Here is a 13,788-nt window from a genome sequence, read left to right on the forward strand (position 1 = left end):
CCCGCGTAGTACGGACCCCGGGTCGCGGCTGCCGCGACCCGGGGTCCGTGCATATCGTTGGACCGTGCGGCTGTCGCACCCGACGCGGCGGCGGGGAGGAGGGGCACGGTGACGGTCGAGCTGATCGATGGGACCGAGATGGCCGAGAGCGACGAGCTCAGCCTTGACGAGATGTTCGACGGGCTTGAGCGGGCCTTCCCCGAGGGCTTCAAGGTGGAGATCGTCGAGGGGGCTGCCTACGTGACGCCGCAGCGGTACACGCACTGGGAGATCATTCGCAGGACGTGCCGTCAACTGGAGAACCACTACGGTGAGGACGTCAAGATCCTCTCCGACGTCCGCGTCGACTTCCCCGGCGACCTGAACGGCCTGTGCCCTGATCTCGCCAAGCTCGCTGACGCGGCTGAACCGGATGACGGCGGCCGATTCGCCCCCAGGGACATCGAACTCATCGTGGAGGTCATCTCCCGCAAGACCGCGCAGAACGACTACGGTCCGAAGAAGGCGCTGTATGCCCAGGCGGGGGTCCCCCTCTACATCATCGTCGACCCCTACTCGGCCAAGTGCCATGCCTTCAGCGGCCCAGAGGGGAACGCCTACGAGAACGAGATCACGGTCAAGTTCGGCGATCCGCTCGACCTCACGCCGCTCGGCCTCGACCTCACGCTCTCGACCGAGAAGTTCCCTCACGACCTAACGCTCAAGCGTTGACGCTTACATACGCGTCGATCTCCGCTGTCAGACTCTTCTTCGCCGCGTCGTCCATGAACGAGGCCTCGACCGCGTTCTTCGCCAACTGCGCGATCCCCGCGGCATCCAGCCCCAACAGCCGTGCCGCCACGGCGTATTCGGTGTTCAGGTCGGTGCCGAACATCGGTGGGTCGTCGCTGTTGACGGTCACCAGTACGCCCGCGTCGACCATCGCGCGGATCGGGTGCTCCTCCAGCGTGGGCACCGCGCGGGTGGCGATGTTGGAGGTGGGGCAGACCTCCAGCGGGACGCGGTGCTCGGCCAGGTGCTCCAGCAGCGTGGCGTCCTGCACCGCGCTGGTGCCGTGGCCGATGCGCTCGGCGCCCAGGTCGTGCAGGGCGCTCCAGATGGTCTGCGGGCCGGTGGTCTCGCCCGCGTGCGGCACGCTGTGCAGGCCCGCGGCCCGGGCGCGGTCGAAGTACGGCTTGAACTGCGGGCGCGGCACGCCGATTTCGGGACCGCCGAGGCCGAAGGAGACCAGTCCCTGCGGGCCGTGCTTGAGCGCCAGCTCCGTGGTCACCTCCGCCGACTCCAAGCCCGCCTCACCCGGGATGTCGAAGCACCAGCGCAGCACGGTGCCGAACTCCCGCTCGGCCGCCACGCGCGCGTCCTCTATCGCCTCCATGAACGCCTCGGCCGCGATCCCGCGGCGCACCGAGCTGTAGGGGGTGATGGTCAACTCGGCGTAGCGGATGTTCTGCCGCGCCATGTCACGGGCGATCTCGTACGTCAGCAGCCGTACGTCGGCCGGGTCGCGGATGAGGTCCACCACGGACAGATAGACCTCGATGAAGTGCGCGAAGTCCCGGAAGGTGAAGTACTCCGCCAACGCGTCCAGATCCGCGGGTACCGTCGAGTCGGCGTGCCGTGCGGCGAGTTCCGCGACGATCCGCGGCGAGGCCGAGCCCACGTGGTGGACGTGCAGTTCCGCCTTGGGCAGTCCGGCGATGAAGGCGTCGAGCCCGGTGGGTGCGGCCGGTGCGGAACTGGCGGTCATACGGTCCCCTCCTGGGTTTGCGCGGACCGGGCCATCGTAGACGTCGGCGCCGGACGGCCGTGGCCCGCAGGCCATAACATTACGGGACGTACCTAGAGGAAGGTCGCGATGTCCGACGAGCAACACGACCGGTCACGAACCGAGCGCCGTGACCCGTGGGCACCGCCGCAGGACGCCGTGCCCGTCTCCGCACAGGACTCGCCACCAGAGGTCCACCCCCCGCCGCCCGGCGCCGGGTCGTACGAGCCGTACCCCGCGGCGTATCCGCCCGGCTACCCGTACGCCGCCTGGCTGCACCCCGCGCCGCGCAACGCGCTCGGCACCGCCGCCCTGGTGCTGGGCACCGGCGGCACCGTCGCCGCGGTCACCTTGTTCGGCGTGGTGGTCGGACTGCCGCTCGGCGTGCTGGCGGTGGTCTTCGGCCTCATCGGCCGCCGCCGGGCGCGCCGCGGCGAGGCGACCAACGGCGGGCAGGCGCTGAGCGGCACGATCCTGGGCGCCGCCGCGATCGCCGTGTCGATCGCGGTGATCGCGCTGGTCGCCACCTCGTACAACGGCCTGTTCGGCGCGGCGGACGTGGCGCTGACCTCGGCCCGCGGGACGTACGACAGACCGCTGGGCGCGGATGACACCGCGAAGTTCGACGACGGGACGCAGGTCACCGCCACCACCCCGCAGCGCTTCACCCCGCCCGCGGGCGCCGACGGCTACACCGCGGGAGACGCCGCGTACCGCTTCACCGTGACCGTGCGCAACACCGGGGACGGGGACCTGCACCTCGGCGACTACACGTACTACGGCACCGCGGGCCACGACCAGACCGACCTTCAGCTGATCTCCACCTCCACCGGCGAGTTGGCCGAGGACTTCCCCGACGTCCTGCGCCCCGGCCAGGTCTCCAAGGTCGTCTTCGCCTTCGACGTCCCGTCCGGACTGACCCCCCTGCAGTTCGACTTCGAACCCACCACCAAGCACCAGGACGCCTACTGGGAACTGCCGTTGAAGTAGGGGGCGGACGTACGGCGGGTCCGGGCGCTCGCCCGGACCCGCCTCTGTGCCGGTGGCTGATGGCCCACGGATCAGCTGATGTTGAGCGCCGTGTCGTCGATGACGAACGAGGTTTGCAGGCTGGAGTCCTCAACTCCGGTGAACTTCAAGGTCACCGTCTGCCCGGCGAGCGAGGAGACGTCGAAGGACTTCTGGACGTAGCCGTTGCTGGCGTTGAGGTTGGAGTACGTGGCCAGGGTGGTCGAGCCCGCCTGCACCTTGAGCGTGTCGTACGCGGTGCTGCTGGTGGTCTCGGCGGTGTCGATGTGCAGCCAGAAGCTGAACGTCGCGTGGCAGCCGGTCGGGATGGTCACCGACTGGGAGAGCGTGTCGGTGTGGGTGCTGCCGTAACCGTCCAGCCAGGCATCCCAGTTGCCGGAGTGCGCGGGCTCGCTGGTGGTGTCGTTGTTGATCACGCCCGAGGTGGCCGACCAGGGCGCGGCGGTGCCGGTCTCGAAGCCCGGGTTGCCCAGCAACTGCTTGCCCGTGCAGCCGCCCCCGCCGGATCCGGTCACGGTCCAGGTGAAGGAGGTCGAGCCGGACGCTCCGGTGGAGTCCTTGGCGGTCACCGTCACGTTGGAGGTGCCCGCGGTCGTCGGGGTGCCGGTGATCAGACCCGTCGAGGAGTTGATGGACAGCCCCGCGGGCAGCCCGGTCGCGCCGTAGCTGAGGGTCTGTCCGCTGGCCGAGTCGCTCGCCTTGATCTGCAGTGACACCGAGGTGTTCACGGCGGTCGACTGGTTGCCGGGGTTGGTCACCGTCACGGTGTTGCCGGTGCTGGAGCCGCCGGTGAACGCGGCGGTGCCGTTGGGGGTGCCCCACCCGGTCGGGCCGTCGTAGCCGGGGCCCGCGGTGCACAGGTACGACGGGGAGCAGGAACCGTTGTTGCCGCTGGTCACGTCGTTCAGCGCCGAGGTGTGCGCGTACGGGTACGACGCGGGGTAGCTGCTGGCGGCCGGGGTGCCCGCCAGGGCGTAGACCGAGGCGATGATCGGCGAGGAGGCGCTGGTTCCGCCGTAGACGTTCCAGCCGGACCCGCCGTAGGTCTGGTAGACGGCGACACCGGTGGCCGGGTCGGCGACCGCGGAGACATCGGAGATGGTGCGCTTGGAGCAGCCGCTGTCGGTCTGCCAGGAGGGCTTGGGGTCGTACGCCGAGCAGCCGGAGCCGGTGCCCTCGGTGCTGCTGGTGTTCCACACCGACTCCGACCAGCCGCGGGCGCTGGAGTCGCGGGTCAGCGAGGTGCCGCCGACGGAGGTCACGTACTGCGAGGCGGCCGGGTACTCCGCGCCGTAGTCGCTGTCGCCGGAGCTGACGGTGATGGCCACGCCCGGGTGGTTGAAGTACTGGCTGTCCGAGCTGGTGTCGGTGGCGTCCTCGGAGCCGCCGTAGCTGTTGGAGACGTACTTGGCGCCCTGGGCGACGGCCTGGTTCACCGCGGCCCCCAGGTCCGACATGCTGGCGCTGTTCGCCTCGACCAGCAGGATGTGGCACTGCGGGCAGATCGCGCTGACCATGTCCACGTCGAGGGAGATCTCGCCCGCCCAACCGGTGTCGCCGGTCGGGTAGTTGGTGCCGCCGTTCTGGTCGATCTTCTTGAAGCAGCCGTTGGCCGTGGTGCAGGCCGGCAGACCGTACTGCGAACGGTAGGTGGCCAGGTCGGATTCGGCGTTGGGGTCGTCCTGCGCGTCCACGATGGCGACCGTCTGGCCCGAACCGGCCGAGGCCGACGGCAGGTTGTAGGCGCTTTGCAGGTCGCTGGGGCCGTAACCGGAGGGGGTGGCGCTGGGGGACAGGTGCAGGTGCTGCATCACGTCGGTGCGCGCCACGGCGAGGCAGGCCTCACGGCCGGGCGCGGTGTGCTGGTCGCACAGGTTCCGGGTGTGGACGGTGCTCGGGGACGAGGCGGTGCCGGTCACCGGGGTCGCGGACGACGGGGTGGCGGCGAGAAGACCGCCGCTCACCAGTGCCGCTGTGGACAGCAGCGCGGTGGCGGCGGTTCTCGCCATCCGTCTTCCGGAGTGTCTCTTCGAACGCATGGGCAATGCCCTCCCGTGGGGGATGCGCAGGACAGGGTGGTCTGCGCATGACAAGCGATCAGCGGTGGCCCGTGATCGGTGGAGAGTGCGGGTGCCGTGCGGGTGGAAATTCTGCGAGCCGAGCGGATGGGGGCCGTGTGAGCCCCCTGCCTCCCTGGTTGTCACCACACACAGTGGTGGCTCGATGAAGTTAGCGAACGCTTCATGACGTGACAACGGGCAAAGGAGAAATCCACAGGGTTGGCTTCATGGCTGGGACGTATACGGTGTCGTGCCATGGAGCCGGATGAGCAGTCCGTTGGCCAGCTCGTATCGCTCGGGCTGGCCCGGTATGAAGCACGTGTCTACCTCGCCTTGATCAGGCGCGAGTCCTACACGGCGGCCGAGGTCGCCCGCGAGGCGGACGTACCGCGGCAACGCATCTACGACGTACTCGACGCCCTGGTGCGGCGCCGACTGGCCACCGCGCACCCCGGCAAGGTGGCCACCTTCTCGGCCATCGCGCCGGAGCTGGCGCTCACCCGGCTGATGTCGGAGCAGCGGGAGGCCCTGGACCGGATGGAGCGGATCTCCACCGGACTGGTCTCCGCCCTGCTGCCGGTGTGGTCCGAGGGGCGCTCGCAGTCCAATCCGCTGGACTACATCGAGGTGCTGCGCGACCCCAAGGCGATCTCCGAGCGGTTCGCCGACATCCAGGAGCAGGCCACCCACGAACTGCTCAGCTTCTGCAAACCGCCGTTCGTGGCGCCCACCGAGAACACCGCCGGGATCAAGGCCACCCGGCGGCTGCGCCGCGCCGAGGGCACGGTGCGGGCGATCTACACCTACGACGTGCTGGGCGACCCGGCGATGATGGACAACGTCGAGCACTTCGGGAAGGCGGGGGAGGAGGCCCGGTTCGCCTCCGACCTGCCGCTGAAGCTCATCGTCGCCGACGGGTCCCTGGTGTTGTGCGACATGCCGGACCCCGTGGCCGGGACCGGCGCGACGACCGCGTTGTACATCGAGCACCCCGCCCTGGCGGGCTGCCTGCGGCTGGCGTTCCAGACCGTCTGGGACCACGCGGCGACCCTCGATGACCTTCGGGCGTCGCGGTAGGAGCTTGGGGCGTTCTCACCGCCGTACCGCCTCCAGGGCCAGCAGGGCCACGTGGAGCGACAGGCAGGATTCGACCTGGTCGAGGTCGGTGGACAGGATGCGCTCCACGCGGTGCAGCCGGTCGTAGAAGGACGGGCGGGACATGTGGGCGGCGTCGGCGGCCGCCGACTTGTTGCGGCCGTGGGAGAGGTAGACCCCGAGCATACCCACCAGGTCTGTGCCGTTCTCCGCGTCGTAGGCCAGCAGCGGTCCCAACTCCCGCTCCACGTACGTCTGCAGGCGGGCGTCGTCCCGCAGCAGATGCAGTAGGCCGCGCAGCCGTACGTCCGGCAGCCGGTAGTACGTTCCCGCCTTGCGGGTCTGCGAGTGCTCCGCCGCGTCCGCGACCTGGGCGGCCTCCAGCAGGGTGCGCCGGGCGTCGCGCAGCGAGCCCACCGAGGAACCGGCCGCCATCAAGAACGCCGGAGCGCTCGCGCCGGGCTCGGCCAGCCGGTCCAGGGCGGCGGCGAAGCCCTCCAGCGCCGCGTGCTCCTCGTCGGCCGGGCCGAGCGAGACCAGCATGCCGACCCCGCCGTCGTCCAGCCCGCCGATCAGCGCCGTCAGCCCGCGCTCCCGGGCCGCCTGCGCCGCCGTCTCCGTGAAGTCCCGCAGCCGCGCCTGAGCCTCCAGCGCCGCCGACGCGGGACCGCCGCGCAGCCGCAGCATCACGCCGACCAGCCGGCGGCCCTCCAGCGGCACCCCCAGCGCCCGGGCGCGCAGCGCCACGTCGGAGACGGTCAGGGCGTGGGTGAGGATGCCGGACAGCAGGGTGCGGTGGGTCTGCCGCTCCAGCGACTCGCGGTCGCGCTCCAGCAGCCGGTTGAGCGCCAAGGTGGCGGCGCCGCGCTCCAGTACGACGGTGAGCCGGGGCGGTGGGACGGTGCCCGGCTCGCCCACGACGACCAGCCGCCCCCAGTCCCGTCCGCGCGCGCCGACCGAGGTCACCAGCCAGCCGGTGCGCGCGTCGTGTCCGGTGCGCCCGGCCGTGGCCACCGAGCGGGAGCGGCGCTCCCAGCCGTCCAGCAGCGCCTGCGGATCGCCGCCCGCCGGGTCGAAGGCGAGCACCTGGTGGGTGAGGTTCTCCAGCACCACCGGCGCTCCGGCCAGCCGGGCCACCTCCCGGACGATCTCCGCCGGTTCCGCGCCCTCGACGGACAGTTCGTTGAAGATCTGGTGCACGGACTCCGAGGCGCGCAACTCCGTCAGCTGGGCGTTGACCACGTGTTCGTGGACGGCCTCGGTGACCGCCACGAAGCGCACCTCGGTGCGCAGTTCGACCAGCGGCAGCCCGCGCCGCTCGGCGGCGCGCACCAGGGGGCGGGGCAGTTCGTCCGCGTACCGGCGGCCGAGTTCGACGACCAGGCCGGCCGCCCCGACATCGGCGAGCTCGCCGATGTAGCGGGCCAGCGACTCCTTGTCGGCGGGCAGCATCACTCCGGTGGTCAGCACCAGCTCGCCGCCGTGCAGCATGCCCGCGATGTCGGCGAGTTCGCTGATGTGCACCCAGCGCACGGGTGCGTCCAGCCCGGACTTCCCGGCGACCACACGGGGGTTGCCACGGCGCAGCACGTCGAGGCCCAGGACCTCGGCGACGGTGGGGAACACGGCGACCTCCGGTCTGGTCGGGCGGGGCGCGAACCAAGCAGGTCGGGCGAAGTCCGCTGCGGTTCGGCAGCGCCCTGAAAGGGCGCGGGGCTGTGTTCATGTGCGGCTCCGCCGCGTGGGCGCGACCAGCCGCGGCGGTGCCGCAGCTGATCGACGGCACATCGCGGCACCTTCCAGCGAAGCGCCTAGCGGAGCCCGGTCTTCCGGCAGAGTGTAAAGCTGGGCCGGTCCCGCTGGGCAACCTGCTGGTTGCCATGATCTGTCGACGGGCGGCATCGTCCGTTGCGTGCAAGGAGCCTTCGAGACAGATTCCGTCGCGTAACCAAAAGGCAACAACGGAATCCCTTGTTGAGGCAAGGCTACTCTGCCAAGATCGGCCACCAACCCGGCCCGATGCTACGCCGCCGGGCGATATGAGGAGAACGCGATGGACCACAGGGAGCACAGCCGCGAAGCCGCGCTCGCCCTGGCGGAAGGTTTCGGCGGGCGAGCGCAGTACATCGCGGGACGCCTGCGCTCCGGCTCCTCCGGCCGCACGCATCCGGTGGTCGACCCGGCCACCGGCGAGACCGTCTGCGGCTACGAACTGGCAGGCGCCGCCGACGTGGACGCCGCCGTGACCGCCGCCGCCCAGGCGCTGCCCGACTGGGCGGGCGCCACCCCGGGCGAACGCTCCGACGCCCTGCACGGCTTCGCCGCCGCGCTGTCCGCCCGCGCCGCCGACCTCGCGCTGGCCGAGTCGCTGCAGTGCGGCAAGCCCATCAAGCTGTCGACCGAGTTCGACGTGCCCGGCACGGTCGACAACACCGTGTTCTTCGCCGGTGCCTCCCGCCAGTTGGAGGGCAAGGCGGCTGCGGAGTACTCCGGCGACCACACCTCGTACGTACGCCGCGAGCCGGTCGGCGTGGTCGGCTCCATCGCGCCGTGGAACTACCCGCTGCAGATGGCCGCCTGGAAGGTGCTGCCCGCCATCGCGGCGGGCAACACCATCGTGCTCAAGCCCGCCGAACTCACCCCGCTCACCTCGCTGATGTTCGCCCAGGCGGCCACCGACGCCGGAATCCCGGACGGCGTCGTCAACGTCGTCACCGGCACTGGACCGGACGCGGGCGAGCACCTGGTCGGCCACCCCGGCGTCGCGATGACCTCGTTCACCGGCTCCACCGCCGTCGGCCGACGGGTCGCCGAACTCGCCACCCGCGGCGTCAAGCGGCTGCACCTGGAACTCGGCGGCAAGGCACCGTTCGTGGTCTTCGACGACGCCGACCTGGAGGCCGCCGCGCACGGCGCGGTCGCGGGCGCGCTGATCAACACCGGCCAGGACTGCACCGCGGCGACCCGCGCCTATGTGCAACGGCCGCTGTACGACGCCTTCGTGGCCGCCGTCGCCGACCTGTTCGCCACCGTGCGCCTAGGCGACCCCTTCGATCCGGCGACCGACCTCGGGCCGCTGATCAGCCACGCCCAACGGGACCGGGTCGCGGGCTTCGTCAAGCGCGCCCGCGACTACGCCACCGTCGTCACCGGCGGCGCGGCCCCCGACGGGAAGGGCGCCTACTACCGGCCGACCCTGATCACCGGGGCCCCGCAGGACAGCGAGATCGTGCAGGCGGAGATCTTCGGCCCGGTGCTGGTGGTGCTGCCGTTCGACGGGGACGACGAGGGGCTGCGGCTGGCCAACGACACCCCGTACGGACTGGCCGCGTCCGCGTGGACCCGTGATGTGTTCCGGGCGCACCGCGCCACCCGCGAGATCAAGGCGGGCTGTGTGTGGGTCAACGACCACATCCCGATCATCAGCGAGATGCCGCACGGCGGAGCGAAGTCCTCCGGCTTCGGCAAGGACATGTCCGCCTACTCCTTCGAGGAGTACACGCAGGTCAAGCACGTCATGTTCGACAATACGGCGGTGGCGAGAAAAGACTGGCACCGCACGATCTTCGGGGACAGGTGACGCGTGACGAACCCCAGCCCAACCGAGCTCGCCCAGTACGTCAACCACACCCGAGCCCGATCCACCGCCGCCCGGATCGGCCGCCGCACCCTGCTGCGCGCCGCCGCCACCGGCGGCCTCGGCCTCACCGGCGCCGCGGCGCTCACCGCCTGTGGGGTGCGCGGCCATGTCGTACCGGCCGGTGCGCAGGAGAAGGGGCAGGCGGGCAAGGACTATTCGGCGACCGAGAAGAAGGTCGTCTTCGCCACCTGGCCGTCCTACATCGACGTCGACCCCAAGAACCCCAACCGGCGCCCCACGCTGGAGGCGTTCGAGAAGCAGACCGGCATCCAGGTCCAGTACCTGGAGGTGATCAACGACAACAACGACTGGTACACCAAGATCGACCCATCGCTGGTCAAGGGGATCGACACCGGTTACGACCTGATGGTCGTCAGCGACTACATGGTGGGCAAGTACCGCGCCTACGACTACATCCAGGAACTGGACCTGACGAACATCCCCAACCACTCCCTGCTGCTGCCCCGGGTGATCAAGGACCCCACCGACCCCGGCCGCCGGTTCAGCATCCCCTGGGCGTACGGCTACACCACCTTCGCGTACAACACCAACCTGGTGAAGCAGCCGATCACCTCGCTCGCCGAGGTCTTCACCCGGCCCGATCTGCACGGCAAGGTCTCGCTGTTCAGCGAGATGGAGGACACCGTCGCGATCGCGCTGCTCGCCCTGGGCCACGACCCGGAACACTTCACCGACGCCCAGTTCAACCAGGCGCTGGAGTATGTGCGCCGGGCCAAGGACCGCGGGCAGATACGATCCTTCACCGGCAACGACTACCTGAGCGACTTCCAGCAGGGCAACACCGCGGTGACCATGGCCTACTCCGGCGACGTGGCCCAGTTGGGCAAGCCCAACCTGGTCACCCTCGACCTGCCGAAGGAAGGCATGCTCTCCTGGTCCGACAACTGCGTGATCCCCAACTTCGCCCGGCACAAGACCAACGCCGAGAAGCTGCTCAACTACTACCTCCAGCCCCAAGTGGCCGCCGCGCTCGATGACTTCATCAACTACATCCCCTCGGTGCGCGGCGCCGAGGACGAGTTGCGCAAGCTCGACTCCACCGCCGCGGCCGTCCCGCTGATCGTGCCCACGCAGGCGATGCAGGACAAGGCGCGCGGCTTCATGGCCGTCAGCATCGCCCAGCTGAACGACTACACCAACCGCTTCCAGCAGGTCACCGGCCAGTAGACCGTCCACGGATCGGAGAGGACCCCTGATGAGCTCCAACGACGTGCTCGGCCGCACCGAGGGCGGCGACCTGCGCCTGGTCGGGCTGACCAAGCGCTACGGCTCGTTCACCGCCGTGGACGACCTCAACCTGACGGTCCCGCAGGGATCGTTCTTCGCGCTGCTCGGCGCCTCGGGATGCGGCAAGACCACCACCTTGCGCATGGTCTCCGGGCTTGAGGAGCCCACCGTCGGCCAGATCTTCCTCGGCGACGAGGACGTGACCGACCGCAAACCGTACCGGCGGCCGGTCAACACCGTCTTCCAGAACTACGCGCTCTTCCCGCACCTGGACATCTACGAGAACGTCGCCTTCGGCCTGCGCCGCCGCGGTGTCAGGGACGTCAGGAAGCCGGTCGAGGAGATGCTGGACCTGGTGGAGCTCGGCCATGTCGCCAAGCGCAAGCCGCACCAGCTCTCCGGCGGCCAGCAGCAGCGCATCGCACTCGCCCGCGCCCTGATCAACCAGCCGCAGGTGCTGCTGCTCGACGAACCGCTGGGCGCCCTCGACCTCAAGCTGCGCCGCCAGATGCAGATCGAACTCAAGCGCATCCAACTGGAGGTGGGCCTGACGTTCGTGCACGTCACCCACGACCAGGAGGAGGCCATGACGATGGCCGACACCATCGCGGTGATGAACGCGGGCCGCATCGAGCAGATGGGCTCCCCCGCGCAGCTGTACGAGAACCCGCGCACCACCTTCGTGGCCAACTTCCTCGGCCAGTCCAACCTGATACCCGGCACCGTCGAGGGCGTCACCGGCGGCACCGCCACCATCAGCGCCCACGGCCAGCGGCTCACCCTCGACGCGGCGCGCTGCCCGGTCAGCTCCGGGCTGGTGATCCTCGGGGTGCGGCCGGAGAAGGTGCAGATCGCCACCTGCGACGCGGAAGTCCCCTCCGGCCACAACAAGTTGACCGGCGGGGTCGTGCTGGACACCTCGTTCATCGGGGTGTCCACCCAGTACCTGGTCAAGCTGCCGTCCGGCGAGGAGCTGTCGGTGTTCGAGCAGAACACCGGTCGGCCCATCCAGCGCCCCGGCGCCGAGGTGACCGTCTTCTGGGACCCCGGCCAGGGCTTCGGCCTGGAGGGCGGCCAGGACATCGAGGCGGGCGCGGACGTGGAGGAGGACGCCGCATGACTGCTGTTGTTCCGACTCCGGCTGCGGAGAAGCCCGTTGAGCCGCCGCCGAAGGAGCGCAGGCCACGCCGGAACCTCACGCCGTGGATCCTGCTACTGCCCGGACTGCTGTGGCTGGTGGTCTTCTTCCTGGTGCCGATCCTCACCTCGGTGTCGGCGTCGGTGCAGCAGGGCGACTACGACGACGGCTTCAAACTCACCTGGCACTGGGCAAACTACGTCGACGCGGTCACCAAGTTCGGCCCGCAATACCTGCATTCGGGCCTGTACTCGCTGCTGTGCACCGTGCTGTGCCTGCTGCTCGGCTACCCGGTCGCCTACTTCATCGCCTTCAAGGGCGGCAGGTGGAAGAGCCTGTTGATGGCGCTGGTCATCGTGCCCTCCTTCACCAGCTTCCTGATCCGCACCATCGCCTGGAAGACCATCCTCGCCGACAACAGCCCGCTGGTGCGGCTGCTGGGCGACCTGCACGTCCTGAAGCTCACCACCGCGCTCGGCTGGACCGTGGGCGACCACGTACTGGCCAGCCCGGCCGCCGTGGTGTGCGGCATGGTCTACAACTTCCTGCCGTTCACCATCCTGCCGCTGTACACCTCGCTGGAGAAGATCGACCCCAGGCTGCACGAGGCCGGACACGACCTGTACTGCAACACCTTCACCACCTGGCGCCGGATCACCCTGCCGCTGTCCATGCCCGGCGTCATCGGCGGCACCCTGCTGACCTTCATCCCCGCGGTCGGCGACTACATCAACGCCCAGCTCCTCGGCAACCCCAACACCGGGGTCGTCGGCCAGAAGATCGAGGACCTGTTCCTCCGCAACACCCAGGGCTACCCGGTCGGTTCCGCGATCTCGGTCGTGATGATGGTCGGCACCCTGGTCCTGGTGATGAGCTACATCCGCAAGGCCGGGACGGAGGACCTGATCTGATGAGCACCGTGACCGCCCCGCCCGCGGCCCGCACCACCGCCGCGACCCCGGCACCCGAGCCGCGCCGCCGCTCCCCGCTGGCCTGGATCCGCGAACACACCCTGCTGGCCGTCACCATCGTGGTGTTCGTGTTCATGCTGCTGCCCAACGCGGTCATCCTGTGGATGTCGTTCAACCGGCCGGTGGGCAAGTACGACTACGTCTGGAACGAGTTCTCCCTCGACGCCTGGCGCCACCCGTGCGCCAACAGCGAGATGTGCCACAGCATCGGCCTGTCGCTGCAGGTCGGCGTGGTCGCCACCATCGTGGCCACGCTGCTCGGCACGATGATCGCCTTCGCCATGGTGCGGTACCGCTTCAAGGCCCGCTCCGGCGTCAACGCCCTGCTGTTCCTGCCGATGGCAGCCCCCGAGGTGGTCATGGGCGCCACTCTCGCCGCGCTGTTCTTCAACACCGTCGGCCCCGGCGCGCTGGGCTTTTGGACCATCACCATCGCCCACGTCATGTTCTGCGTCAGCTATGTGGTGGTCACCGTCAAGTCCCGGCTGGCCGGCATGGACCCGACCCTGGAGCGAGCCGCCCAGGACCTGTACGCCAGCCCGGCACAGACCTTCCGCCACGTCACCCTGCCGCTGGTGGCGCCCGGCATCGCCGCCGCCGCGCTGCTGGCCTTCGCCCTGTCGGTGGACGACTACATCATCACCGTCTTCACCGCGGGCAACCTGGAAACCTTCCCGATGTACGTCTGGGGCTCGGTGCAGCGTGCCTACCCGGCTCAGATCGACGTCATCGGTTCACTGATGCTGCTGGGCACGATGACCGTCATCGCCCTCTCGCAGCTCGTCGGCCGGGCCAGGACCGCCCGTCGCTGACGGCACAAGGAAAATCCGCGAAGCACTGGG

Annotated in this window: 11 protein-coding genes; 8 read left to right on the forward strand and 3 right to left on the reverse strand. The window is 69.7% G+C overall.

From position 1 onward, the window contains the following. The first annotated feature begins 108 nt into the window (after nucleotides 1–108). On the forward strand, nucleotides 109–711 hold the full coding sequence (locus NON19_RS16845; RefSeq protein WP_255928921.1) for a Uma2 family endonuclease: 603 nt from the start codon (nucleotides 109–111) through the stop codon (nucleotides 709–711). Here NON19_RS16845 and NON19_RS16850 read toward each other — a convergent pair. Next, complete coding sequence (locus NON19_RS16850) at nucleotides 701–1,747, reverse strand: adenosine deaminase (protein WP_255928923.1); 1,047 nt, start codon at nucleotides 1,745–1,747, stop codon at nucleotides 701–703. The genes NON19_RS16845 and NON19_RS16850 overlap by 11 nt on opposite strands. 108 nt (nucleotides 1,748–1,855) lie before the next feature. On the opposite strand from NON19_RS16850, the gene NON19_RS16855 reads away from it, so the two are divergent. After that, entirely contained in the window at nucleotides 1,856–2,755 is a 900-nt protein-coding gene (locus NON19_RS16855; RefSeq protein WP_255928925.1) for a DUF4190 domain-containing protein, read from the forward strand. A gap of 71 nt (nucleotides 2,756–2,826) precedes the next feature. On the opposite strand, the gene NON19_RS16860 is transcribed toward NON19_RS16855, so the two are convergent. Continuing rightward, nucleotides 2,827–4,803 (reverse strand): putative Ig domain-containing protein, encoded by a 1,977-nt coding sequence (locus tag NON19_RS16860; protein WP_255928926.1) that lies wholly within the window; start codon nucleotides 4,801–4,803, stop codon nucleotides 2,827–2,829. 306 nt (nucleotides 4,804–5,109) lie between these two features. On the opposite strand from NON19_RS16860, the gene NON19_RS16865 reads away from it, so the two are divergent. Beyond that, nucleotides 5,110–5,931 (forward strand): TrmB family transcriptional regulator, encoded by an 822-nt coding sequence (locus tag NON19_RS16865; RefSeq protein ID WP_255928928.1) that lies wholly within the window; start codon nucleotides 5,110–5,112, stop codon nucleotides 5,929–5,931. 15 nt (nucleotides 5,932–5,946) lie between these two features. Here the strand turns inward: NON19_RS16865 and NON19_RS16870 are convergent, their stop codons facing one another. Then, a complete protein-coding gene (locus NON19_RS16870; RefSeq protein WP_255928930.1) occupies nucleotides 5,947–7,575 on the reverse strand; it encodes a PucR family transcriptional regulator in 1,629 nt (542 codons plus the stop codon). Nucleotides 7,576–8,002: 427 nt separating this feature from the next. Here NON19_RS16870 and NON19_RS16875 point away from each other — a divergent pair, with 427 nt between their 5' ends. The 5 genes from NON19_RS16875 to NON19_RS16895 are packed head-to-tail and all read left to right on the forward strand — an operon-like array spanning nucleotide 8,003 to nucleotide 13,758. Further along, on the forward strand, nucleotides 8,003–9,529 hold the full coding sequence (locus NON19_RS16875; RefSeq protein WP_255928932.1) for a gamma-aminobutyraldehyde dehydrogenase: 1,527 nt from the start codon (nucleotides 8,003–8,005) through the stop codon (nucleotides 9,527–9,529). Nucleotides 9,530–9,532: 3 nt separating this feature from the next. Next, the gene (locus NON19_RS16880) at nucleotides 9,533–10,777 is read left to right on the forward strand and encodes an ABC transporter substrate-binding protein (RefSeq protein ID WP_255928934.1); all 1,245 of its coding nucleotides are present in this window, start codon (nucleotides 9,533–9,535) and stop codon (nucleotides 10,775–10,777) included. A gap of 28 nt (nucleotides 10,778–10,805) precedes the next feature. After that, nucleotides 10,806–11,957, forward strand: a complete 1,152-nt coding sequence (locus tag NON19_RS16885) for an ABC transporter ATP-binding protein (protein WP_255928936.1) — start codon at nucleotides 10,806–10,808, stop codon at nucleotides 11,955–11,957. Next, nucleotides 11,954–12,886, forward strand: coding sequence for an ABC transporter permease (locus NON19_RS16890; protein WP_255928938.1), 933 nt, complete (start codon nucleotides 11,954–11,956; stop codon nucleotides 12,884–12,886). The genes NON19_RS16885 and NON19_RS16890 overlap by 4 nt, the downstream gene beginning before the upstream one ends. Further along, a complete protein-coding gene (locus NON19_RS16895) occupies nucleotides 12,886–13,758 on the forward strand; it encodes an ABC transporter permease (RefSeq protein ID WP_372514167.1) in 873 nt (290 codons plus the stop codon). Before NON19_RS16890 ends, NON19_RS16895 begins: the two co-directional genes overlap by 1 nt. Nucleotides 13,759–13,788 lie beyond the last annotated feature (30 nt).

Source organism: Streptantibioticus rubrisoli (genome assembly GCF_024436055.1).
GTDB lineage: Bacteria > Actinomycetota > Actinomycetes > Streptomycetales > Streptomycetaceae > Streptantibioticus_A > Streptantibioticus_A rubrisoli.